Below are 22455 nucleotides of genomic sequence, written 5' to 3' on the forward strand. Positions count from 1 at the left end.
GATAGCCCGCAATACCACCTTCAATTGTACAAACAGACGACAATTTTACGAGACCCCGACGCGTTCCTTTTTGGGCAGACCAAACTTTCCCCGAGGGGGTTTTGCTCTCGTCTTTGACAACTTAGTTTTAAACCGCGAAATCTTCACCAACAGTTGTTGCTGGCTGATTCCAAGATGAATCGGACGCCCGCACTGACCTTCTGCTTCATCGCAAACATATATAGGTGAGGATAGACACCTACTCCCTTAAAACATCCAGGGTGATACGTCAATTACACGGATTTCCTCAGAAAGTTTTTCCGCCAATAGACGCGACTGTTCAGCATGGTCAGCCACCATCAATTTGTTCGGCAACGCACAAGCGAAAGCCGACCGCCAGATTTTAAAGAAATAGGTCAGCGCCTTTTCGATAAATGGAATATAGAGATCAAAACAGCCTTTGCATGTTAGGTAATCACCGCTGTCTGCAAGGTACGTCTTTAACTCTTGATCTGACCTGGAAAGGTTTTTGGTGTTCACATAAGGGGGATTACCAACCACTAAGTCGAATGAGCCCTTGAATCCTTTGATAGATTTGTCTCTCAAACTATCTGTGCACTTTATATTGTCGTCCACGTTAGGAAGCGCTTGATCTCGCTGCATGACAGTCAGATAAATTGACAACTTTGTGAGCGCCACTGCTACTTCACTTCGGTCGATTCCAAAGACATTCTTACTTGCTACTTCATTCCGAAGAATTTCCAGGTTGCCATCACTCTCTGAATCAACTTCGGCAAGGCGAGTAGATATGCGCGGATGGCACCCACAATGAAATGTCCCGATCCATGCTGAATCAAGCACTTTGATTTTGGAGAAATCATCCGTACTTCTCAATGAACGCTCAAGAAGGTAGTCCACTACGTAGTCAGGGGTATAATAGCTGCCAGAATCTTTGCGCCCAGTAGCACTTTCGAGGACTACCGATTTTTTAGCAGTGAGATGTGGTTTAAACTCCAATAGAGATTCGAATATGCCGCCTAGATGTTCCGCCGAGATTCTTTTGTAATCGACAAATAGCTTTTTCCCACCTTTGTCAGCATCGCAAGCTAGGTCGAGAATTAATTCATTGATGACATGATCTTCGATCTCGATTTTATTGAAAACTGCGCGGTCACAGTTTTCATACGCGTTCGTCTTGAAGCCTTTTAAGCCAAGAAACTCATCTCCTTTGTCCAGAACTGAGAACAGCTTTTGCAATTTGGAATAGGTTTCAGTGCTTGCTTCGTTCCCCGTCATCACCGACAAGCCACCGTTCTCTTAAGTCGAATGCAATTTTTCCTTAAAAAAACTGTGTTGTACTTCGAATTCAATGCAATATCCAATATGCCCCTGGATTCTGCCGCAAGAACGAAAATCAAACGAAACGCATAGTAGAGAGTGCTTGAATGCCTGGTCGACATCGAGGTCAACGCCCTTTGATTTCATCAATGCTTCAGTAAGCTTCGGGGCCTGTCTCATAATTTTGTTTTTAAGATTGTTTGAGACCCGAACGGCGTAGGCTTCACTTTCCCTAAGAAGTACGTCCAGAATACAGGCGTTTGCTTTCTTGACGAAGGCCACATTTCGGAAGAAATAAAAGAAGTGCATCAAGCGTTCATGCTTGTGTTTAGCGAACAAATGCGCTCTAGGTCTACTTCGAAATATTTGAGTGAACGGTCTTGGCAATTGCGGAAGTAGAGTCTCCACTGCCGACCATTTGTAATGATGCCCCAGTCTTTGATAGTCGCATCCAGGTAGCGCACAATTTGGGCGGAAGGGCGATTTTGTGCCCCACCGTCTGTATCGATCAACGCTCCACGCTTTTGCATCGGCGACGGACAAAGCCATTTCCCATACTTCGCTTCATCCCTCTGCTTAGATCGCATTGCCGCATCTAGAGTTTTCTGGTCCAAAAATAACGTGTAATCAGGCCTACTTCTTTTCCCAGCGTGCTTCACACTTTCCTGGACGTCATAATGGAAGCCAAGCGCCTCCAAAATAGGCTTTATGAACTTGTCTTCAAGCTGGTATTCATTCCAGGACTTGCAAGCAGGATAGTGACGGTCAAATGCATCTTTTATTGTGTTAAAATTTCTCATATTCGAGTTCATCAGAATGCCAATAGTCATCCACAAGCTTGTTACCGGAGCTAGCAGGCTTTCCATCTGTCGGTAAATAGTCCGCAACAAAAGGTTCCGCGAAGAGTCCCTTACACTTCACATAAAGCGGAATTCCGAAGTACTGATCCAAACTTTTGTTATTGTCATTGGCGCTCATGCAGCTACAGCATCCCTAAGTAGTTTTCTGAAAGCTTGGGGAGATTCAAGACTCTTGGAAGTTCGCACCTTCTCGACGACAACTACGTCTTTCGAAAGGGTACGTATCTCCCCGTGGATGATCAGGCGAGGTTTCCAGAACTTTGGCCTGTAGAGGTGAGATATTGGATCGATACAGTAGACATTCTGACCTCCCTCGGTCAACGCTACGCCAATACCCTCTTTGCTATCCCACCATGAAACTGTGAGTTTCATATATCCCCGATATCCTTAGAAAGTATCGGGGTAACTGGACTGAGATGTTGATGGCTTTTCGTCAGCCCACGTGTTTGCCGAGCGGCTTTGCCAAATCTAACCTCTTCTTTTCGATGGAACTTGGTGGGCCCGATAGGGCTTTGGTCTCATGGTCTTTGGTTCAGGGACTCTCCCCAACGCTATGGGCACTTTGGATTTAGAGCCTTTCCCGTGAGAGATCGGTACTCGCTCTTGATTGCGGTTAATCTCACCTTTGCCGACTGATCGGAAAGATTGAATAGGTCTTAGGTCAAAAGGCGGGTTTAGGTTACAGTACGGCACAATTCAATCCTCGTGAAATATCCATTGATCACACCACAAGTGCATATTGGCTATGCCAAACTCATCAGCTATGCTCGACTGTAAGTCGTATTTCCATCTGAAGGGCAAATCATATCATCCACTTAGGCGTCACTTTGTCCTATTGTAGGATGAGTATTTGAATCTTTGCAATAATTAAATATATCTGAGTACTTTTAAGTGCACCTAAGATGGTTCCTAACATTCATCAACGCAGTATCTTGCAGGTGCCCAGGGGATATATAGTACCCCTTCTATCCAAATGAATTATCCCATATGCTGCCAAACCTTGAGGTGATGATCAAACCATCGAAAATCAATCTCGTTTCTAAGCACTCCATGTTGGTATTTGATAAGAATTGCTTCAGCCTCAGCCTTTGAAATGCAAAGCCACTCTCGTCGGCTATGGAAAGTCTAACTGGAGTGGCTGAAACTGGCATAATCGTGTACTTGATCCCATCAATCAAAATACTCTGAAATATCTCTCGATACGAGCTATGTCCCCACATCTCGAGCTTCAAAATATCGAGAGCGAGGGCAATTTCCATTACCATTCTTTTGTCGTGGCCCTTTCCTCGTACTGATGGCTCCGTCTTAATGATTTCATTATATAGCCCCGCAAGTAAGCCCATTGTTGTGAATGTGGGCCCTTTTCCTCCAAAACATTCCGAACAAAACGCAAAAGCTAAACACAGACGTATTTACCAGCGAGAAGAACGTCCACTTCCTTTTATAAATACTTCGGGCGCCAAAGAAATGATGAAAGCCACCAGTCCAAATACCAAAAAATAGCCCTTATCGCTAGCCAAAGGTCGTTATGAGGCGCAGATTTGCAGCAGGATTATCCCAGTAACCGTTATCAGATGTCTTCATCAGCAGATTGACTTCAATGAATCTGTTTTTCTTCTCTGTCCAAGTCAGCGATCCCCCAGTTAATTTTAATTGCCATCACTAACCCTGTCTGGTCCTGGTTCCATGATCGGTAGTAATGGTGCAACACGCAAATCAGTCGACGGGTCAACCGAAATGTCCTCAGCCGATTCTGCATTTCCTCCAATTTCAATGCGACCATGGTTGCGGTATCCCACCCAAATTCAATCTATAAGAAATTTTGTTCAGTCATCGCTATTGGGCTCATGCACTCTTTCTCATCATCTGAAACGTAGCAATTTCATTGGTAACTAGAAAATGGCCTTTAATGAGTAAGAATGCTCGGTAAACCAACCGTCCTTTTGATTCATCAATCACTTCCATTCTTTTTATCCTGATCTTCCAGGTAACTTGACCAAAATGTCTTCGTTAAAAAGGATCCTTAGAAACCGCTCTAACCACGGAATTGGTTGTTTTCTCGTATTAGAATCATTGAATCATCGGATTCTTCGTCAATAACATATTCATGACTATTTGTTAACGACTTATAGATCATTGCTGCAGCATCTTCCTCTGTACGCACAACAATCAAACCGTTGGCCACCCCTGTATTGAGGTTTACTTGAAGCGACATTGGATGCTCTTCATGCAAGATCTCATATCTCTTATCAAACCACTTCTCTTCCATTTCTGCCGAATTGAGAAAATTCACAACCTTCAAACGCAATCTCCCCACAATCGAGTATTTTTTTTGCAGTAGCTCTCGAATTTCTCGTCTTTTACATACCCTAGGGCAATTTTCTCAGTTCAATATGGTTTGTTCTCTGTCTTCCTTACTGTTATTTGGGTTCAAAATGGATTGAAGACTCGTAACCCACTTTCAATATCAATCTTTGGTACTAAAGCAATTACGTCCTTCCCTGTGCAAGTTTGTTGCCATTTCCGAGCACTTTCCCATTGAATCAGACTCTTGAGCTAGATAAGAGTAACTTTTGCACGTTTTAACATTAGAGCCTCAACAATTCCCTTAGATATTCTTCCTGTCCCATCACTTATTGTGGGGTCAAAATATCTGACGTTTAAAGCTACAAGGTCTTCGTCGGAAAATATATTCTCGACTACTGTAACCCATCTTCAAACGAGACTTTGTCCTCATTGAAGTAGCAACATATACGTCTATGAAATCACTGGATAGATATACGACAGTATTATATTTTGCGGCCGCTATCGCCTTTCTTTCGTCTTCTGAACCTTGTTCGAGTTCTGATTTCTATTCAGTTCGGACACATAGTATCTTTCTTTTTCTATTGTCTCAACACTCAATGGCCTTTTTGGCCGGTTTTAAATCTTTTCCAGATCAATTTTTCGAAACAGACATTTCTTCCCACACCTTCTCCGGAGGCCTTAGTCCAGTACCATATTCCACCGTGGTACTCTATGCCTTGACAAAGAATCGAAATGCATACTTGAAATTTCCAAATCTCAAGGCAGATTTTATATTAAACTCATTTACCTTCTCTTTGTAGAATTTTAGTGACTGAATAGAGTCACCAAACAACGTTTCAAAAAACCATTTACTTACTGGAGCTTGCCCAAGCAGATGCATGATTTGGTTAAATTCAAAAAATCCAATATTTAGCTCATTGTTGCCTGAAAAGTAGTTCTCAAGAGCTTGCTTGACCTTACCCTTTTTGTCACAAAGTGACTGAAATTTCCCTTTATTAGCCTGGAAGTCTAGTGGAGTTCGTCTCCCTAATTTGGCTGTTATTCTAACAATTTTATCAAATCGTGTCGTCATATTTGACCTGCCGGCTTTTCTTGTCGGTTAAACTATACTCGTCGTTGGGGACGAGTTGCATCAGCACTATGGTTCGGATATTTACGCGAAGTAAAAGTTTAACCTAATGATCAAAGATACTATATCAAGATTAAGCCAAAGGCGCTATCAATTCATAAGACCTTATCAAATCGTCTATGTCTCATTTTTAGACTGGAAATATATTCGCCACCTCCTCCATGACAGCTTCTTCGGTGGGAATAAACCTCAAGGCTTCGGTAGCACCTGCCTCATCAATTCCCGCCAAGCGAATGTATCTTTGCATGGTCTTGAGATCTTTCCACCCGCATATTTTCATAACGACGGTTGCGGAATCCCTGTTGATATCAATTGAGTAGCAAAGCAAGCGCGGAGAGTATGAAACTTAATGGAAGGCAAGCGGTTTGCGATACAAAATCCTCTTAGAATGCGAGCTTGTTCGCCCCTTATTCCAATCAGTGAAACGTAGAAGAAGAAAGTCATCTTGGCTTTTCTCCTCAATATTCAGTTCACGAATCAAGGAACCAATAAAACTCGCTAGAGACGAGGAACTGTTCGCCAGTAGCCTGCTTTTGTCGGGCCTACCTGCTTGAGTCGAGTATTCCAGCTTCTTCGGACACGAATGAGTCCGTACCTTTTTCATGTTGATTGGCAGCTTGTCTTGTGCAGCTGCCTCTTCTTGTGGCACAATCTCTACGTCACTTATTTTTAACTGATGAAGTTCACCGCTGCGACAACCAGTGAGAACGGCCGCCACCCAAATAGGATACCAAGGATGCCTTTGTTCAATCGAATTCTTAAGTAAAATGCGAATTTCTTCCCTAGATAAGATTTCGGGTCTTTTTCACCGCGATCGCTCAGCACCTCAAGCCCTGTAACTGGGCTGTGATGCACGCCACAAATAACTCTCTCTTCGATTCCCAAAGATAGACCATATTGATAACGCCTTTAGTCGGCGCCGAAAACTTTGGCTTCGACCCACCTCGTCGACCTGACGAAATATTTCACGGGCGTCTGCCTCTCGTGATATCTGAGGCTGCAATTCTATTTAGCCACGGCTTGGTCCAATTCCTTAGCATGGCTTCGCAATCGACAATTGTCGTCTTAGCTAATCTTCCTGGTGGGAAATAGCTCTTGCTGTCGGAACCATCTCTCAATAACCTCCTCCCAACGAGCGCCTTTGGCTTCAAGCCGGTTAAGCTTCTCGGTTAAGTCCCGCGTGAGACGCTTCTCTTCTGAAATGGCCTTTAACTCGGAAGTGATTCCATTGATGCGCTGTTGAACCCGAACACGCCGATCTTTTCGGCTGCGCAGGTCTATATAGACCTGCCAAAAGAATTTGCCATTTCTTTCATATTTTTTGATCGCCATGAACCCTCCACTTATGGTTTTTAGGATTCAAGTAGTCGATCAAGTTCGACTCTGCGAAAATAAAGGCGACGCCGGAATCTCCGGGGCCTTAGATATCCTCGACAAACCATAATTCGGAGTGCGTTTGCCGATTTTCGCAAATAAGATGCAGCTTCTTTAGAATTCAACCATGTGAGCCCTTCCAAATTCGGCCCACTTGGTTCCAGATCAGTCGTTGATTCGATCTTACTCATTTCTCTGTTCTCCGCAAGATAAGCTAGTCGTCGCGATTCATTTTTATTGAGCCGTCTAACGATCTGATTCGCTCATATGATTCTGCGTACCTCGGTCAGATTTCTGTAACGGGGTCGCCTTTTTGACCAAGGACCTTGTCACCAATAGAATTGGGTCTTGCCTCATTGTCAGAGGATTCCTTCCTTGTAAGCTTAGGATTCGTGCGAGTCTTTCGAGGCTTGGGATTTGGTGATTCGAGCAACTTCAGGTTTCGGCTGATTAATTCCTTGAAGCTCACAGCCTCCCCTCTTGACTGAGCCGTCTTCAGTTGGGAAGTTATCCATTGAGAAAATTTGAGTTCGTTGAAGTGGAGGGATCTAATATCTTGTAGCTCCTTATTTGAAAATTCCCCCGAATGATCTTTCAAAATGTAATTGATCACGTCGCTCCTTGATAGGACAGTGATTCCCTCCAGTGCCTCATTTGCTTGATCGGTCAGTGACCTAAGCTTTTCCCGCAGATCGTCACTGATGGTGATTCTATTGATTGCCTTTGGCTTTTTGTTGGGTTATTGGTGTTTTCCATGGGCCTAATCCTGTTTTGACCAGACAGATTGTTTATCGATGATGTACTTCCAATGTCCAGTCTCATAAACATTGTCGTTTATCTGATCTGGAACCCAAATCTTTTGCACTCCCGGTCGGGTTAGTTTTGGAGGATTGGGCTCAGCCCTCCCCTCTATATTATTTTTCTTATAGAAACTGCCGCACCCGAGGGCGAGGGCACAGCCAGATAGAACTGCGATCTTTAGTATGGATTGCATATAGACCTTTCTTCGTTCGAAATACGTGTTTAGAGAGTAGTGAATAACTACTCAGTCAGGAAAATGGCGAATTTTGATGGTCACTTTTTCGTCATGATTCTGTGGGCTTAGTCTGGTATCGAGAAGATGCTGACTCCTCGCACCGGAGGAGCCTTTAGTGGATGGTCTGAGGGGGGATTTTAGGAGAGTTTGAAGAAGGTTTTGGTTTAATAGATCATGAACAGTCGAGCCTTTGTTTGGTCCGGAAAAAATGGAAGCCTGCCAAAACTGACTTTGAAAATCCTCAAGGGCTAAAAAATTGTGCACATGATTTCGGTAGAAGTTCGGGCCGGATGCAGACTTGAGTATAACTCGAGCTAATTTTGGGGTTGGAACCAACCAAAAGCACAAAATCGATCATGTCATAATGATCATAGAATTTGACGATGGATTCATATCGATCCTTGCTTTTGGTTGAAAGCTCGACCTCAATGGCAATGGTCAAATGGTGTTCTCCATGTGCAAAATGCCAGTAGCCATCGGGCCTATGATTCTTGGTCCTAGGAACCCAGGCCGGATACATTTCAGCTTTCATTCGCCTGAGCTGTTGCTCCGTAAATAATTCGACGCCTTCCGGGCATCCCTCAGCCCACTCGCCTAGGTGGAGAGCGTTGACAATAAGGTCATGCTCAATATTTTCTGAGGCAAAACCATATTCCTCAAGTTCTGGTAATCGATTGCCTAGAGCCACAAATCCCTTGGAATCGAGAGTCCAAATTCTGTTGCGTCCGGACTCATCTATTCGTTGTCGCAAAGCCAGCCCGACGAAGCTTGCTAAGACGTTGATAGGCCACGGGCAAACTGGCCTTGGCAAAAATATCCTCGCTAGAGTTTTGAAAGTCGCCAATTTCCACTTCCAAAGGAAATGAAACATCTCCTCGTCCCGCAAAGTGGGAGTTGTTGAAATTCTCGCTTTAGATTTTGCCATCAGGACTCCTTGGATTTTGGGGAACCCGAGTCTGGCATTTCACCTATAGACCCCTCAGCCAATTGCGTTGCTCTAAAGCTCTTAAATGTTTCTTCAACCTCACTGGGATCCATCAGAGGCGTCTGAACCTCAGTCATGGATGGTCCACTCTTCCATATGGCTCGACCCGGAATATCTGGCAAATCAGTGGCACGTCCGTTTCCCAAGACGGAAATACTTGAGGCGTCGTTTTGCATTTGAAAGCACAAGACTCCGGTCAGATTGGCTTTGACCTGGGGGTCGAGGGATTGCTTGTCAGGTCGTTGGGTTGCAACGATCAAATGCACACCAACGGCCCGGCCCAACCGTGCGATTCGACTTAGAACCCGCCGAGCCTTTTGAATACTCTGTGCATACCTTGAATCTTGTACCAAAAACATTTCGGCCGCCTCATCAATGACAATAACAATCCGAAAGAGAGGGGCCCGCCTCGATGTCTTGCCATTGGCCAGTTTCCTGTGGCGGCTCATGAACTGCTCAATATCCTTTGAGCCATCATGCTTGAGTGCTTCCATTCGCTCATCCAATATCGCGTCCATGATAGAGAGCTCTCTTGCGGCTTGCTCAACGCTACCGACCACTTGAATTCCTCGAATTCCTTCGAAGATCTGGAATTCCAATCCTCCCTTGAGATCCACCAATAGGAATTGAGTTTGAGGCTGATTCACGTAGAGCGTGGTGATGATTTGCCGAATGGCTGTGGATTTGCCACCTCCCGTTTGACCCGAAATCATGAGATGCGGATTTTCGATCAAGGAAGAAGTGACTTGCATTGCACGCGTTCTGCCTACCACAAATCTGTAAGCCTTTAAGGCCATCAGGTTCTCAATCACCGTGCGCTTGGGCATGGGCTCATGGGCATAGATAATATCCACCGTGGCTCGAGAGCGATTTTCTCTCATATCGTCGATGTAAACTTGAAGGTTCGCTTCAAGGCTCTCTTTGGCGCTTTTGAATTTCGTCAATGGAAATCCGGCATTGCTGATACGGAGCTTGCGGCTGAAATCGTCCACTGGGTGGTCAGAGATAAAATAGGGCAACTTGCCAATGGCATTCTTAAAACCGGCGTTAAGAAAAACAGTGGTCAAACGATCAATCATTTTTTCCCGATAAATGGCCTGTCGAATCCCCCACAGAAAAAAGCCAAGGCAGGAGAACAAGAGGGCGTAGACCAAATAGCCCATTCCAGTTGGATAGAAGGGGAGGTTTATCTTATTGAGTAGCATATAATCCATGCGACTCAATAAAATAAGTTCGGTTTTAACACCAACAAGGAGGCAATAGTAAATCGAGATGGTTCCCAATCGAAATCCGCGATAAATTTCTCGAAATGGCTGGGTACAGATTCGAATCATGCGAAGGATACTGTCACTCCGCTCTTGCTTGAGCTCTCTCAATTTTCACCTCCAAACACAACCCAAATGGGAGTATTCGCCTTCACTTCAATGACATTTCCCTGGTTTCGAACCGATTCCAGGATACTCTTACCCTGATCAAGAGCCGCTTTACCCATGCCATTTAAGGCGGCATTACGAAGACTATTGTTTCTGACTGCCACTCCGTTAAAAACTTGGGTCTCCTGAAGACCTTCAGAAAGACCTCCCAGAAAATTAAGACCTGCGGCAGTTCCAAATTTTAGCGAGTGGGTTTGAACCTTTGATCCCTTTAGTCCAGCAATCATGTCGCTCACATCATACTCATAGGCTGTCACCTGCTTGCTCGTGCCGTCGGGCCATACAAGTTTTTTGAACACAACAAAGAGACGGTCGTCGCCACTTTGCCCCTGGCCAATGAGAGTCACGCCGGAGTTCAAGAGGACATCATTCTCGACAATCAAACTCTCACTTGTTTTGGCCTTGATGAGTCCGTCGGAGGCGCCAGTCACTAGCACGGCTTTTACCTGGGAGCCAGCGGCAATGACTCGAGTGGAAACGCCAATCACCTGAAGAGCCGAGTAGGTTTTCAAAGTCTCAACGATCTTTGGCTTTGGGGCTGGGTCGCTTTTCGACATTTCTGGAATCTCAAGGGAACTGATCTCCTCCTTTGCGCCTGAATCAGTGACCGAAAAGGTCGAAGATGCTTTCTTACCTATCTGACCATTTCGTATGTAAATCACCCAGGGTAAGAGAAGAAAAAGAGGGGCCAAGATCCAAAAGACAGAAACAGAGGAAAGTTTCAGCTTTTCTCCGCTCTGATAGGCTCCTTCTTTTCCCCAAACCCCGTACTGACTTTGATACTCGGACTTCACTTCAACCTTGGGAGTGTCACTCACGGTAGTTCACCTCTACTTCCTTGTTGTGAGCGTCCCGAACCAGTACAATCTCGTCTCCAGAAGTAGGTACAGTGACAAAACTAAACGCACAACGGCGGCTATCGAGATAGACAAATACGTTGGTTCGAGCTCGCGAAGTGAGAGCCTTTACGGCTAAATCATTTTTGATATTTTTGAAGTCAAAAACATTTTCGCCCGTCACAACTTCCTTTGGTTTGACTGGAAAGTTCAAGACAGTGACTCTGGATCGCGCAATTCTCACCTCGTGAGCCTTTTTCATCACACGGGATCGTCCGTGCAGGTTTATGATTTGCAAAAGAACAAATGGGTCCAAGCATCATGAAAATGACGACACTACTTTTCATTTTTGGACTCCTTAATGTGCTCGACATTGATAAGAAGAAGTCCGTAGGGGTTGACAGCGGTCCGCGAAACAGCAGCGATCTGGACTTTCAGAGGAAACCTCAAAGCAGATCTCACGGCACCCACAGAAATCACCCGATCAGAATCCACAGAATAGATTCCTTGATTCCCAGTCAAAGAATTCAAATGGATAAATTGCTTCATTTGACGAGCACTTAATTCCGCCTGCTCTTTGAATTTTTGGTTCTGCAGCTGAGCCTCTAGAAGATCGTTTGCTTTCATATCAGAATCAAAACGCTGACTCAGCGCAATTCTAATGAAATTCTCGATTTCCTCATTGGATTGCTGACTCCCGACCACCTGCAGAGCTTTTGAGTAGCATGATCTTTCAATGATGATAGGCTCCTTGCCGTTTGCTTCAAAAAGCAAAACGGAAAGCATGATGGATACAATAGTGAGGCATATTAACGCAGATTTGAGTCCCGTATTTTCAATAGCCATTTTGGCCCAAGCTGAGCTTATTCTCATTTAGTTCTCTCCTCTGTGATTTCTATATTTCTATATATTTACTTTTTCTCTTTGCTTAGAACGATAGCTTCTTGCTACTTGTTTGGAGACTGTGCTGATGGGTTTACGTACTGACCATTTGCTGGCTGCCATTAGATGAGTTGGGGTCAATGCGGCTGCACCCATTATCAATCCACCCATTTGTCCGGTCACGTCGCCCACCGTGCCCTTGCAAGAGCGCGAACAAGCATCGGCGTCACCAAGATAGAAAAGGCCAAGAGTAGGTTCAGGACAATTGCCGATAGAAAGTTGATATTATGATTTTCATTATTGATATCGCTCACGGACAAACTCCAAAGCAGAGTCGCCATCACGGACCACACACATTTCCAACAACTCACTTCGATTAGGGACCGAAACAGACCCTTAGTGGCCGAGGCCGTCGCGGGAAAGACAAAAAGGGCGATTAAAAGCGGAGAAAAAACATATAAAAGAGTCCATGCATACATAAAGCAGGCATCAGCAAAGTAAACGGCGATGTATAGGACAAAAAATGTGAGAAATGAGATGCTCAAAATAAGGACGTCCTTGACCGAAACCCAGGAGGCGCTGAGCGATTGAAGCCTATCTCCCATTCGATTTAGAATGAGATGAAAGTTGTTCACATCCCCCAACTCCTGAGCCAACGAATCCGAGAGGTCCGCTAAAAAATTGCTTATCTCCGGGAACGCCACCAGCATTATGGCAGCTACAAAAACACGCCCTACAAGCTGTAAAAAAGCCGGCGATCCGCCCAAGGGAATCTTAAAATACTCAAGGACGACCCCTAAAATCAAAAAGAAGGCGATGAGACTATAGAAGAGTTGTTCAAAAATCCCGTGGATTTGATGAGCCTCCTTTGCAAGCCAACTTGCATCCATTCTAAAACCTCGGTCTTTCGAATTTTGGTGCCGATTCTCTCAGGGCATCACTTAAAACATGGGAGGCGGCCAAGTACTCTCGAGTAGCATCCTTTTCCTTTTTATTTTCTTGAGCGAGTCTTTGGGCCTGGAGCTTGAGTCCACTGGCCTGGGCACGCAACGAGGCATTCATGACATGTAAAAGCACCCCAATCGACTGTGCAGTGAGCTTTTGAGCCCCTCCCGGTGAACCTGATGAGAAAACTGAGTAATCTCACTCCCTACGCGATCAATTTCCCTTGAATATTCAATCATAGAATTCCCCACGGTCAGAGCCTCTGAAGCTGCTTGATCTGAATTTTGCTGAGCCAGAGAGTCCGGTGAATCCTGACTCTTCCATAGAGGCCCTGCAGTTTTGAAATGGCATCTGTCACTTCCCTGAGATCCCCTAAACAGTTTTAAGTCAACAGAGGGGCCTAATGTTTGAGCCAGATGAAGAGAATCATTGATACCCGCATTGATTTGGCGCAAAAGATCTAAGTTGTCTCTGCCATTTCGCAACATGCCCTGAAGATGAGCAAGCTGCTCAAGGGAATTGCTCACCAGTTGTGCGAGCAAGGGAAGATCCCCACCAAAAAATCGCCGTAACTCTTCAAAGGAAAAATTGCGATAACCAGTGTGGTTACCGTTGCCAATATCGACTTCTTCATTGTTTCACCCCACTCAATTGATATCCAAACGGATGTGATACGGCCAATTCCATCAGGATTTGAAGCTTTGAAGCTTCTGGTTTTTGGCGCTTCATTTCCTCAAGAAAAGCCAAATCCTTAGGGTCTGTTGTCGCCAGCCAGTACTCAAAAGGAGTTGACTCAATTGAGACGACAGCTCTACGGTCCTCACAGATCAAAAATGCTTCAGAAAATTTGCCACGTTCCTGAGTGAGCGACGAGATCAACTCCATCTCACGCTCATTGAGATTGAGTGCCGCCTTTAGCCGCTCTTGATCTGCGCCCTTTTGCTTGAGAATCCATTTGATCGAGGAATTGGGCATGATCGCATTGCGGCCTTGCTTTTTGCAAAATCGTCAATATTCTGAGAGATCGCAATGCAACTTGCATAGTACTTTCGGAAGGTACGAAACACCTCCGCAATAAAGGTCGAGCCAGCATCTGATTCAAGAAGTTTCCATGATTCATCAAAGATGAGAAACTTCATGACGGACCGATCCTTTTGAACTTCCCTTAGTACAAGATCGGTAATTATAAAAAGACATACGGCTTGCAGATCAGGATAGGTCTCAAGATTCTTGAGGTCAAAACACACGATACGCTTTTCAAATTCAACCGAAGTCGAGTGATCGACAAATTTGCCAAATGGTGTGTCTCCGCACCAAGGCTTAAGAATCCTGGCTAGCTTAGAAATTTGGGGTTCTGATTTTGTTCTAAATGACTCTTAAGATCTCTGAGTCGCGGCTTTAAGATCGACCGATAAACCTCCAAAATAGATGATTCAATTTCGGCCCGTTCAAACCGACCTAAGCGTTTCTCTCCCTCCTCTTTTGTCATAAGCTCCACAAGTCCTACAAGGAACTTAATCTTTTGATCGCTGGGTTCCTTCTCTCCGCTGCTCAAATCGAATGGGTTAATGGAAAGAGGGATGTTAGTGCCCAACGGAATGTATTGCCCGTCAAGAATCTCGCAGGTTTTCTGATAGACCCTCCAATATCAAGGATAAAAACTTTTGGATTTTCCTTCAGCATTTGATTGATCATCAAATTTGTCAGATAACTCTTACCACTGCCACTTCCTCCGCTAATGACTTGGTTGGCGTTGGTTAGTTGTTTGGCGAAGGGGTCAAATGAAAATAGCCCTCCTGACCGATTGCGGAGCACGATCGCGGGACTCTCAAAACCACTCCATGGCGCAAACAGAGGGATGAGATCCTTCAAATTTGAGGTTTTAATCCTTCTGGATCTTTCTCGACCACGGGCATTTGGAATACTCAAATCGCGAAAGATTTCATAGCTTGCAAGACTTTCAACCATTCCCTCGGCACCACCAAATTCACGGAGCGTGAGGAGTGTTCGTCCGACAAGTTCATTTAGCCTACCTAAGTTACGGGACCTTAAAACAATATTAAGGCTCACATAAAAGACCTTCTCTCCACTGGCAATCATCTGGCAGAGTAGATCTTCAAGATCTCCAAGTTTGGCCCCACTTTCAATATCCGACACTCCCTTCTTCCCATGGACCAAAGCGTAGGCCATGCGCCGTTGAGTCTGAAGATTCTGGATTTCTTTGGCTTGATCTGGCATGTGAACTGATAGAAAAAGCCTTGAATCAAAAGGAAGATTTTGTAAAGTTTGCGCCATAGAAGCGAAGGTCTGATCCGGAAGCGTCTTTAATGAAATGACACTGTGATGCATTTCTCCAGCCGTGAATCCAGATACAGACTTATTGACGTCTGAGAATAGAATTGAATCTCTGATATCTTCGGGATCGTATTGCCCCAGCCCTAAGGGGCGAGTTGGATTCCATTGTTCATACATAACTCGCACCAAAGCATCAGGATTAATCACACTGGTCTCAATCCCCAAAGTTGCAAGTCCCGCAACAAATGATTGTCTGACCTTCTCGGCTCGATCAATTTCTGAACGCAAGCGATTTTCAGAGAGACCTTGGAAATCATGTTTTCCAAAGCGGAAAAGCCTTGGTCTATCCGTTAAATCAGAATTAAATGGAAGGCGAACAAAGACCTTAAGCACGGGACCAACCAATTCACCTCTGCTACTTAACCTTGAGAATTTCTCTATTCTCGTCTTCATTAGTTCTTGAATAATGGGATTTTGATTCTGTTGGCCGCTCATACTTTTGAACACTGAGAGATCTGACCCTGCGATATCTTGGATAAATTGAAAATCTATCCCAGAAGGGAGTCCGTTTATAAAATCCTTGATGCGAACAGAAAGAACATTGATTGCCTCATCTTCAGAACATGAAATATCAAGAGTTGAGAGTTCGAGTCCAAACCCAATTGAATTGTCCTTAAAGACAGTAAGTCCGTCCTCAAATCCCCAAACCTGTAGATCTTCACAAAGTGCTTTGGCCTTCATAGCTTCCTCCTCACGATTTTTCTTCCTTTTAGTGCCGAATCTGTGCGACAAAGCGGAAAAGCGCCCAAAGATTTTGGAGTCAAATGGAAGATGGCTAGATGCTTCAAGTAGTTGTCGGGCTTTCCCACTTTCACAATTCTTAAAATCATGGTGAGAAGAACTGTCGGTACCCAAACAAGAAAGAAGCGATAGTCAAATTGACTAAAAATAAAATTAAGACAGGCCATAGTAAAAAAGATCACAAAGAGATCAAACATCTCGAATCCAAAGATCTTTGATCTCCGATCCAAGCACTGGCTCATTGGTGATGACTCAAGCATTTTTTCCTCCCAAAGAAGTGGATTACTATCATAAGAGCCAAAATCGTATACAGAAGATGATTGAGTTCCCTGCAAAGCGAGGGAACTCTTGTGGTCAATTTAGTGAACAAGACTGCGAATCAAATCGACTATGCTCTGAGCACCAAAGCCCACCATCGCTCCAATAATGGCCAGTACTAAGTGCGAGCGAGCACTCGGCGAACCTGTTACATAGGAAAGACCGGCAAATACCAGACCCAATACCGCCGCAAGCGGCAGTATTGTTCCTGTCAAATGAGACTGGACGGCTTGCATAGTCGATTCTACGCTGGCAAGTGCCAGCGATGGCACAACGTCAAAAGCAAAGGCAAAGGCAAACAAACAAACACAAGTATTTCTCAAATTCATTTTAACCTCTAAAATATTGAGTGAACCCACCTATCGATTGGACGTCACGGTCACCCTCTAGGAAGCCACATCTGCAGATTTTGCCTCTCTTGGAAATAAACTCATGAACATTTGAGAGGCCAGATCCGGAAACGAAAGAACCAAATGAGTTTTGACGTCAGCAATGAGTCGACCATTGCCCACTGGGTTCTGAAAGTGTCTTCTTGATTCAATCTCGAAGGTCTTTGCAAAAATGGTATAGCCGGATGAAGTGTTTCGATTCTTGGAGAGAAAATAGGTGTTACGCGGAAAAATAAATAGCTTAATGATGTAAAAATTGACGCCTTCATTTAGATAAGCGTATCCCGCAGTTTTTAGGTCTAAAAGCTGACCATCTACTTCTCTTCCACGAAAATCTCGTAGCGTGTTCCGGTGTTCCTCATAAATTAGATCTCCTTAAATTAAATGAAATTTCTATTCCATTGAACGTGGCTTGATTGCGATAAAAAAATGAGACATCCATTAGAACGCAAATGAGCTAGGGTATCTCTCTCAGTCCCGGCCCTCTGCCGATAAGACGAAACTTATCTTCAAAACACTCCATCGAATGATCGACAGGCAAGAAAGTGTCCTGATAATCATGAAAGTACAGACAGTTCACGCAATGGGCGTAACTGCTCAAATATTCAAATAAGAGATGGCCGCAGCGCGGACACTCGCAAAGATGGTGGTAAGATTCAGAACGAGCTTGATAGGGTGGACGGTAGAAATTCATAACTTCCTCCTTCACCCATTTAAATTGCAAGATCGGAAGCCTATTTGACGGCGGGAATGTGAAATCCAGAAGCTCTTGAATGAAATGACTATTTTTGGTTTTGGTCCCGATATTTGGATTTTTGAAATAGCCAAAGTCTACTTTTCAGCAAATTTCGTAAAGATTAGGAATCCAGAAAAATGGATTTTTCCAGATGGGATGGGCTCACTGCCTCTTTTCACAACCATAGAAGCGCCCTTGAAGGCACATGATTCGGTAACGGCGGCTGATTTTCTCAAAGATATCTTCATGAGCGCTGCCGATTTCGGGATTTCGTTTCCATTGATCTGTTCCGGCAGGACTTCGCGAAGGGTCACTGTATTTTTTCCCTCCCGGCAGATATTGTTTCAGATCGAATTTATCAAAGGGATTGTCACTTCGCTTTCCGTTTTCAAGAACACCACTGATGCTGGCATATCCCTCACGCGATTCAGCCCCAAGAGGACTTGAAGTATATCCTCCTCCGCCGCTCACACCCTTTAAAACATCAGTGTCGTAGCCAGGGCCTCCGTAGCCACCGCCACCTCCAGAGTAGGGCATAGCACTTCCTCCGCCGCCACTGCCGCCTGTAAAGCCTCCACCATTATTGGGAATAGCATTGGCCCTGGCCTCTTCTCCCAATCCCTCACCAAAGATAGGAGCTTGCACTTGTGCATTGGTGTCTGGAACACTGAGGTCACTTCCATCCACTGCTCTGGTTCCAAATCCTGTATTTTGAAATGAACTTCCACTTCCTGATCCGCTTCCAGTCGAGGCACTGCCTCCGCCCAAGCCTGAACAAAGAGGATCGGATTTCGCATTGGGTCCTCTGCAATTAACGCAAATTGGATTTGAAGCGTTGACGGGATCGTTGCAGTCTCCGTTAAAAACCGGCTGCTGATCAATGTTGGGAAATCCTGTCGCTTGAGTTGTGGCGGCTTGTTGGCAAAGATCGGCAAATCCACTCGCTGCAGCTGATTGAGCCGCTTGTCCTCCCATGGCCGCCACGTTGGAGTTATAACCGGTACATCGAGTGCCTCTTCCATCCGCGTTGGCTTGAGCTGCTCTGTAATCACTGACCAAGCTCTCAGGGCATCTGGCACCTTTTCCACCGTTTGCTCTGAAGACCGTGTCCAATTGACTGCATTCGGTTAAAACTCTGCGGTACTTATTCGACACTTCTTGGCACTTATCTTCGCAAGTGCCCTTATCAGAAAAGCACTTTGTTCCCAAAGCCGTATTAGCTCCAGCCCCTCCAAGGGCCACAAGTTTCATAAACTCACAGCTCTTGGCAATTCCAGCAGAATCACCTCCAGAAGCCCCACCCATTGAGATCATACCAGCGGCTCCAACTAAGAGTGTTCCCATGGCCGTTATCGAACTCGCACTCGGCCCATCAAGACCCGACACGCATTTCACAGGGTCGTTGCAACAGGTATAGGCCCTTTTGTGAGCTTCTTCGCAGTAAGCTCGATCACTCTCAACTTCCGGAGCTTGAGGAAATCCCTGAATGGTATCATTCGTTCCAACAGTGGAGTCTGATTCCGCTTGATCTGCATCTTCATTCGCTGCTGTGCTCTTCGGTCGTCCATCGGATCCGCACTGAGAAAGTCCCTCTTGCCGTTGAGATTCCTTCATCCAACAAGAAGGCTCCCCATTGTCATCGCACATCGCTTTGCCTTTAACTTGGCCTGAGTCAGATGACCAGCAAGAGGCGGTTCCAGTTGAAGACCCATCACTCTCTTTTGAAGCTCCGCTCTTTTCGTCATCCTTTGAATCTGAATCATCTTTCTCTCCGGAAGATTTGCCGGAGCCATTTTTCGTCGTTGTCTTTTTCTCTGAGGGTTTCGTGGTTGGATTCGATCCCGAACTTTTTGGAGGTTGTGAAGTCCTGCTTCGAGGGGTTTGAGGGGTTTGGGTTGAGCCGCAGTTGGGGTCTAAGTCTGAGCATCCGTACCCTCCGACATCACGAGAGCTTTTCGGCTTTGGAATCGCATTCCAATTAATTGGATCTGGAAAAGTATCAAAACCCTGCATACGACCGATTCTTTTCGAAATAGGCAAGGTTCGCAGGAGTCAATCGAAAGGCTGGCAAAAAGCTCCGGTCAGGATTCAGTGTTCCGCAGTGCCCATACATCTGAGTGATGCCAGCAGGGCAACTCAAGGCTCGAGACACATTGGGAATCAAACCAAAAAACAAAGACAAGAGCGCAAATGACAAAACTGAACTTGTCACCACCACTCAATCCAGAAGCCTTTGATTTATTCAAAAAAATCTCCGTTGCTCAGGAATTTTAGGCAGAATGATGGTGCTTGATGAAGATTTGACTGCTCTTAGAGATGATTTTACAGGTAAACTGATCCTGTATCAAAAATTATAAGAAAGACTTCAATTTATGTCTAACTGGTTGATATTTTCGAACTATCTCGTCTCAACTTGAGACTCCAACCAATACTGTGATTTGAATCAAATTATCTTTAAATGGATCCAGCTGCTTGACCATTTTCTTTGGTCTCGTCTCGACCGAACTTCTTTCGAAAATTGATGAATTCCTCGTAAAAGGAATTTCCGTCGATGGCGAAGTTCCGGCGATTTTCAATATGAAAATCACCCTCGGTCTCTGTTTCAGTGGGAAGAATCTGGTCTGCCACGTTGACCGCCGTAAATGTCAGAACTCCACGTTCATCACGTACCGCAAGTGCCGAACCGGAAGATCTATCGAGAGTATCTCCATCATGGATTAAAATATTTTTAAACGCTGGCCCAGCGTCCGAGTTTGGGTCCTTGTAAATTCTAAAAGACTCACAATTTTTGAAAAAAGGAGACTCCTTGATCTTACCATTCTCAGATTCCCTCATTCCCACCATCTCAATTTTTTTCGAAAAGCGCGTATCATCGAGAGGTTTAAAGGCAAGAGGTTTGGGCCAGTACTTTCGACCAACTGATACTCTCTTTCCAATTTTTCCGTTAGGGTCCCTTTTCCCCAACCGAAATACCGACGGGTTCTTTCAGTTTGACAAAGGCATAATCCTTATGATCAAGATCTCTGGGATTCAGACTTCCGTAGTGAATCGACTCAATTTCATAGCTTCTTACTTCATAAGCCACCTCTGGATCTTTCCTTAATTCCCTGGGGATCCAGACTTTTGTTGAAAACTTGAAGCCTTTGCCATCACTGTATTTATCGATTTCACCGTCAATATGGTTCAGAAATACATGAGCAGCCGTGATTAAAATATCTCCGTCCATAACTAAGTGTCCAGTGCCTCCGCAAATTCCTCCGAGCTTTGCTCTACACTTGCGGCTAAAGTCAAAAATTCACCAACCCCAAATAGCGCCTTGTCTTCCTCACTTGCATTTTCATCAAAGAAGAAAGGACAGCGGCTGTCATTTCCCATAATCGCCGTGGGAATAAATCTTCCCAGCTGCTGGAGATCGTTGGCGTTGGCCGGTGAATTCTCACAGCCCTTCACAAAATCAGTCCTTTTGTGGTTCGAAAAAAGGCTCAGGCTTTCCTGTCTTTGAATTGACTATCCAATCCCCGGGAGGCAAACCAGATTGTGCATAGGCCTTTGAAAATCCAAGCCCCAAACAAAAGGATTCCAAGCAAATCAATAGAGCCAAATAGTAAATGGGATCGACGCTCATTGTAGTTTTTATTTTGCAATTCATCACTAATGTCACCTTAAAGCACTTAAAGCTCGTTCATATCAGGTACTGACATTATATGCTAATGCTGTGCCAATTCGAATTAAAGGCAATCTGGGGCTTAGAAGCCCCATCTGTAGGACTATTCCTTGGTTTAAGTGCTCTTTCAAAGAAGGCATCCCATTTGACTAATTCCTGATCACAATGAGTCTCAGGTGACATCCCCATCATCTCCCTCTCGAAATGCCACTTTTTAGAAAAGAATGTGAAATTAATACCAATATTAGTCGAAGGACCGTAATTCAATCACCGATAAAAATGAAATAATGAGTCGAAACCGATACTTCAATTGCAATCCAGATTAAGGATATTGGCACCGGACTTGCTCTCTCTTGTGGGGTTGCATTTCCAAATGAGCCGAGAGGCGCTAGCGGGAGACTCTGATGAAACTGATGCTGAAAATTCCAATTATTCTACTCGTGGTGGTATCAGCTGGAGCATGCAACAAAAGAGGATCAGACGCCAAGAATGCAGACCCTGTAGGTCTAACCAAGACAGATGACGAAAGAAATCTGTGTCTATTGAAGTCCACTGGAAACTCAGTGATGGCAGAAATTGACACTATTCTCATAAAACGAGCAAAATTGGGTTCCACTCTAGAGCCCTATAGGACGATATTTGATAAATTTAAAACTTGTAAGGATTCTGATGAAAATTGCCTAATTTTTTGGTCCAGCTCGCTCATTGGTCAACTGTTCCTGATGGACCTTGATAGTCCGTACCTATTGGCGAAGAACGCCGAACTCATAAATCGATTTGACTCCTGTCAGAAAGCGGACAACTTGTGTCTGCTGAATGTCACAGAAGAAATGATGTTTGCCGAGACACGCATGTCAATCACGGAGGATGGAAAAAGGGATCTTGGTTTGCTTGGTTTTACATTCGATGACCACCAGTCATGCATTGACACTGATAAAAGTTGCTTGATCGATCGCAGAGCATTCCTTACTGCAGCAAACCTTCATTTTACAATCCAATTGACGTATATGACAATGGATCTGTACCACATTGAAAACTTCAAGAACTGTTATAAGAAAGCAAGGTAGCAAACCGCCACGTCCAGCAAAGTGCCTTATAAAAGAAACAAAATTGACCTCGATCAATTCTCAAAAATCGAAAGAGACGCC

At 44.7% G+C, this 22455-nt stretch carries 31 protein-coding genes; 1 reads left to right on the top strand and 30 read right to left on the bottom strand.

Going from position 1 to position 22455, the window contains the following annotated elements:
• Positions 1-246: 246 nt before the first annotated feature.
• The 30 genes from IPL83_08215 to IPL83_08360 form a co-directional block, all read right to left on the bottom strand.
• The gene (locus IPL83_08215; GenBank protein MBK9039131.1) at positions 247-1284 is read right to left on the bottom strand and encodes an N-6 DNA methylase; all 1038 of its coding nucleotides are present in this window, start codon (positions 1282-1284) and stop codon (positions 247-249) included.
• Positions 1285-1625: 341 nt separating this feature from the next.
• Complete coding sequence (locus tag IPL83_08220; protein MBK9039132.1) at positions 1626-2117, bottom strand: hypothetical protein; 492 nt, start codon at positions 2115-2117, stop codon at positions 1626-1628.
• A complete protein-coding gene (locus IPL83_08225) occupies positions 2104-2295 on the bottom strand; it encodes a hypothetical protein (protein ID MBK9039133.1) in 192 nt (63 codons plus the stop codon). Before IPL83_08225 ends, IPL83_08220 begins: the two co-directional genes overlap by 14 nt.
• Positions 2292-2549, bottom strand: a complete 258-nt coding sequence (locus IPL83_08230) for a hypothetical protein (GenBank protein MBK9039134.1) — start codon at positions 2547-2549, stop codon at positions 2292-2294. The genes IPL83_08225 and IPL83_08230 overlap by 4 nt, the downstream gene beginning before the upstream one ends.
• 593 nt (positions 2550-3142) lie before the next feature.
• Positions 3143-3520, bottom strand: coding sequence for a hypothetical protein (locus IPL83_08235; protein ID MBK9039135.1), 378 nt, complete (start codon positions 3518-3520; stop codon positions 3143-3145).
• 692 nt (positions 3521-4212) lie between these two features.
• Complete coding sequence (locus IPL83_08240) at positions 4213-4479, bottom strand: hypothetical protein (protein ID MBK9039136.1); 267 nt, start codon at positions 4477-4479, stop codon at positions 4213-4215.
• Between the two features lie 714 nt (positions 4480-5193).
• A complete protein-coding gene (locus IPL83_08245) occupies positions 5194-5556 on the bottom strand; it encodes a hypothetical protein (GenBank protein MBK9039137.1) in 363 nt (120 codons plus the stop codon).
• A gap of 187 nt (positions 5557-5743) precedes the next feature.
• Positions 5744-5893, bottom strand: coding sequence for a hypothetical protein (locus IPL83_08250; protein ID MBK9039138.1), 150 nt, complete (start codon positions 5891-5893; stop codon positions 5744-5746).
• A gap of 785 nt (positions 5894-6678) precedes the next feature.
• Entirely contained in the window at positions 6679-6945 is a 267-nt protein-coding gene (locus IPL83_08255; protein MBK9039139.1) for a hypothetical protein, read from the bottom strand.
• Between the two features lie 20 nt (positions 6946-6965).
• Entirely contained in the window at positions 6966-7178 is a 213-nt protein-coding gene (locus IPL83_08260; GenBank protein MBK9039140.1) for a helix-turn-helix domain-containing protein, read from the bottom strand.
• 569 nt (positions 7179-7747) lie between these two features.
• Positions 7748-7981: a hypothetical protein gene (locus IPL83_08265; GenBank protein MBK9039141.1), complete on the bottom strand. Its 234-nt coding sequence runs from the start codon at positions 7979-7981 to the stop codon at positions 7748-7750.
• A gap of 283 nt (positions 7982-8264) precedes the next feature.
• Positions 8265-8948 (bottom strand): hypothetical protein, encoded by a 684-nt coding sequence (locus IPL83_08270; protein MBK9039142.1) that lies wholly within the window; start codon positions 8946-8948, stop codon positions 8265-8267.
• Complete coding sequence (locus tag IPL83_08275; GenBank protein ID MBK9039143.1) at positions 8948-10384, bottom strand: hypothetical protein; 1437 nt, start codon at positions 10382-10384, stop codon at positions 8948-8950. Before IPL83_08275 ends, IPL83_08270 begins: the two co-directional genes overlap by 1 nt.
• On the bottom strand, positions 10381-11259 hold the full coding sequence (locus IPL83_08280; protein MBK9039144.1) for a TrbI/VirB10 family protein: 879 nt from the start codon (positions 11257-11259) through the stop codon (positions 10381-10383). Before IPL83_08280 ends, IPL83_08275 begins: the two co-directional genes overlap by 4 nt.
• Entirely contained in the window at positions 11252-11539 is a 288-nt protein-coding gene (locus IPL83_08285; protein ID MBK9039145.1) for a hypothetical protein, read from the bottom strand. The genes IPL83_08280 and IPL83_08285 overlap by 8 nt, the downstream gene beginning before the upstream one ends.
• Before the next feature lie 74 nt (positions 11540-11613).
• Positions 11614-12150 (bottom strand): hypothetical protein, encoded by a 537-nt coding sequence (locus tag IPL83_08290; protein ID MBK9039146.1) that lies wholly within the window; start codon positions 12148-12150, stop codon positions 11614-11616.
• Between the two features lie 188 nt (positions 12151-12338).
• Entirely contained in the window at positions 12339-13049 is a 711-nt protein-coding gene (locus IPL83_08295; GenBank protein MBK9039147.1) for a hypothetical protein, read from the bottom strand.
• Between the two features lies 1 nt (position 13050).
• Positions 13051-13221: a hypothetical protein gene (locus tag IPL83_08300; protein ID MBK9039148.1), complete on the bottom strand. Its 171-nt coding sequence runs from the start codon at positions 13219-13221 to the stop codon at positions 13051-13053.
• Entirely contained in the window at positions 13218-13646 is a 429-nt protein-coding gene (locus tag IPL83_08305; protein MBK9039149.1) for a hypothetical protein, read from the bottom strand. The genes IPL83_08300 and IPL83_08305 overlap by 4 nt, the downstream gene beginning before the upstream one ends.
• Before the next feature lie 88 nt (positions 13647-13734).
• Positions 13735-14079 (bottom strand): hypothetical protein, encoded by a 345-nt coding sequence (locus IPL83_08310; protein MBK9039150.1) that lies wholly within the window; start codon positions 14077-14079, stop codon positions 13735-13737.
• Positions 14019-14351 (bottom strand): ATP-binding protein, encoded by a 333-nt coding sequence (locus tag IPL83_08315; protein MBK9039151.1) that lies wholly within the window; start codon positions 14349-14351, stop codon positions 14019-14021. The genes IPL83_08310 and IPL83_08315 overlap by 61 nt, the downstream gene beginning before the upstream one ends.
• Before the next feature lie 304 nt (positions 14352-14655).
• Positions 14656-16140 (bottom strand): TraC family protein, encoded by a 1485-nt coding sequence (locus IPL83_08320; GenBank protein ID MBK9039152.1) that lies wholly within the window; start codon positions 16138-16140, stop codon positions 14656-14658.
• Positions 16137-16460: a hypothetical protein gene (locus tag IPL83_08325; protein ID MBK9039153.1), complete on the bottom strand. Its 324-nt coding sequence runs from the start codon at positions 16458-16460 to the stop codon at positions 16137-16139. The genes IPL83_08320 and IPL83_08325 overlap by 4 nt, the downstream gene beginning before the upstream one ends.
• Before the next feature lie 99 nt (positions 16461-16559).
• A complete protein-coding gene (locus tag IPL83_08330; protein ID MBK9039154.1) occupies positions 16560-16847 on the bottom strand; it encodes a TrbC/VirB2 family protein in 288 nt (95 codons plus the stop codon).
• A 517-nt stretch (positions 16848-17364) separates the two neighbouring features.
• The gene (locus tag IPL83_08335; protein MBK9039155.1) at positions 17365-17601 is read right to left on the bottom strand and encodes a hypothetical protein; all 237 of its coding nucleotides are present in this window, start codon (positions 17599-17601) and stop codon (positions 17365-17367) included.
• 204 nt (positions 17602-17805) lie between these two features.
• Positions 17806-19656: a hypothetical protein gene (locus tag IPL83_08340; protein MBK9039156.1), complete on the bottom strand. Its 1851-nt coding sequence runs from the start codon at positions 19654-19656 to the stop codon at positions 17806-17808.
• Positions 19643-19855: a hypothetical protein gene (locus tag IPL83_08345; protein MBK9039157.1), complete on the bottom strand. Its 213-nt coding sequence runs from the start codon at positions 19853-19855 to the stop codon at positions 19643-19645. Before IPL83_08345 ends, IPL83_08340 begins: the two co-directional genes overlap by 14 nt.
• Positions 19856-20097: 242 nt before the next feature.
• Positions 20098-20478, bottom strand: coding sequence for a hypothetical protein (locus tag IPL83_08350; GenBank protein MBK9039158.1), 381 nt, complete (start codon positions 20476-20478; stop codon positions 20098-20100).
• A 109-nt stretch (positions 20479-20587) separates the two neighbouring features.
• Positions 20588-20869: a hypothetical protein gene (locus IPL83_08355; protein MBK9039159.1), complete on the bottom strand. Its 282-nt coding sequence runs from the start codon at positions 20867-20869 to the stop codon at positions 20588-20590.
• 2 nt (positions 20870-20871) lie between these two features.
• Positions 20872-21093, bottom strand: a complete 222-nt coding sequence (locus tag IPL83_08360) for a hypothetical protein (protein ID MBK9039160.1) — start codon at positions 21091-21093, stop codon at positions 20872-20874.
• Positions 21094-21711: 618 nt separating this feature from the next.
• Between IPL83_08360 and IPL83_08365 the strand changes: the two genes are divergently transcribed.
• Entirely contained in the window at positions 21712-22374 is a 663-nt protein-coding gene (locus IPL83_08365) for a hypothetical protein (GenBank protein ID MBK9039161.1), read from the top strand.
• Positions 22375-22455: the final 81 nt, after the last annotated feature.

This window comes from Bdellovibrionales bacterium, from assembly GCA_016716765.1.
Taxonomy (GTDB): Bacteria; Bdellovibrionota; Bdellovibrionia; order Bdellovibrionales; family UBA1609; genus JADJVA01.

What these genes read in the sequence shown, in the direction of transcription:
- IPL83_08285 (MBK9039145.1), bottom strand. Translation starts at nt 11,539, where the DNA reads ATGAAAAAGGCTCACGAGGTGAGAATTGCGCGATCCAGAGTCACTGTC.
- IPL83_08290 (MBK9039146.1), bottom strand. Translation starts at nt 12,150, where the DNA reads ATGAGAATAAGCTCAGCTTGGGCCAAAATGGCTATTGAAAATACGGGA.
- IPL83_08330 (MBK9039154.1), bottom strand. Translation starts at nt 16,847, where the DNA reads ATGAATTTGAGAAATACTTGTGTTTGTTTGTTTGCCTTTGCCTTTGCT.
- IPL83_08265 (MBK9039141.1), bottom strand. Translation starts at nt 7,981, where the DNA reads ATGCAATCCATACTAAAGATCGCAGTTCTATCTGGCTGTGCCCTCGCC.
- IPL83_08300 (MBK9039148.1), bottom strand. Translation starts at nt 13,221, where the DNA reads ATGAATGCCTCGTTGCGTGCCCAGGCCAGTGGACTCAAGCTCCAGGCC.
- IPL83_08225 (MBK9039133.1), bottom strand. Translation starts at nt 2,295, where the DNA reads ATGAGCGCCAATGACAATAACAAAAGTTTGGATCAGTACTTCGGAATT.
- IPL83_08250 (MBK9039138.1), bottom strand. Translation starts at nt 5,893, where the DNA reads ATGAAAATATGCGGGTGGAAAGATCTCAAGACCATGCAAAGATACATT.
- IPL83_08295 (MBK9039147.1), bottom strand. Translation starts at nt 13,049, where the DNA reads ATGGATGCAAGTTGGCTTGCAAAGGAGGCTCATCAAATCCACGGGATT.
- IPL83_08350 (MBK9039158.1), bottom strand. Translation starts at nt 20,478, where the DNA reads ATGAGGGAATCTGAGAATGGTAAGATCAAGGAGTCTCCTTTTTTCAAA.
- IPL83_08235 (MBK9039135.1), bottom strand. Translation starts at nt 3,520, where the DNA reads ATGGGCTTACTTGCGGGGCTATATAATGAAATCATTAAGACGGAGCCA.
- IPL83_08245 (MBK9039137.1), bottom strand. Translation starts at nt 5,556, where the DNA reads ATGACGACACGATTTGATAAAATTGTTAGAATAACAGCCAAATTAGGG.
- IPL83_08325 (MBK9039153.1), bottom strand. Translation starts at nt 16,460, where the DNA reads ATGCTTGAGTCATCACCAATGAGCCAGTGCTTGGATCGGAGATCAAAG.
- IPL83_08310 (MBK9039150.1), bottom strand. Translation starts at nt 14,079, where the DNA reads ATGCCCAATTCCTCGATCAAATGGATTCTCAAGCAAAAGGGCGCAGAT.
- IPL83_08270 (MBK9039142.1), bottom strand. Translation starts at nt 8,948, where the DNA reads ATGGCAAAATCTAAAGCGAGAATTTCAACAACTCCCACTTTGCGGGAC.
- IPL83_08340 (MBK9039156.1), bottom strand. Translation starts at nt 19,656, where the DNA reads ATGCAGGGTTTTGATACTTTTCCAGATCCAATTAATTGGAATGCGATT.
- IPL83_08335 (MBK9039155.1), bottom strand. Translation starts at nt 17,601, where the DNA reads ATGAATTTCTACCGTCCACCCTATCAAGCTCGTTCTGAATCTTACCAC.
- IPL83_08220 (MBK9039132.1), bottom strand. Translation starts at nt 2,117, where the DNA reads ATGAGAAATTTTAACACAATAAAAGATGCATTTGACCGTCACTATCCT.
- IPL83_08255 (MBK9039139.1), bottom strand. Translation starts at nt 6,945, where the DNA reads ATGGCGATCAAAAAATATGAAAGAAATGGCAAATTCTTTTGGCAGGTC.
- IPL83_08320 (MBK9039152.1), bottom strand. Translation starts at nt 16,140, where the DNA reads ATGAAGGCCAAAGCACTTTGTGAAGATCTACAGGTTTGGGGATTTGAG.
- IPL83_08260 (MBK9039140.1), bottom strand. Translation starts at nt 7,178, where the DNA reads ATGAGTAAGATCGAATCAACGACTGATCTGGAACCAAGTGGGCCGAAT.
- IPL83_08365 (MBK9039161.1), top strand. Translation starts at nt 21,712, where the DNA reads ATGAAACTGATGCTGAAAATTCCAATTATTCTACTCGTGGTGGTATCA.
- IPL83_08355 (MBK9039159.1), bottom strand. Translation starts at nt 20,869, where the DNA reads ATGGACGGAGATATTTTAATCACGGCTGCTCATGTATTTCTGAACCAT.
- IPL83_08230 (MBK9039134.1), bottom strand. Translation starts at nt 2,549, where the DNA reads ATGAAACTCACAGTTTCATGGTGGGATAGCAAAGAGGGTATTGGCGTA.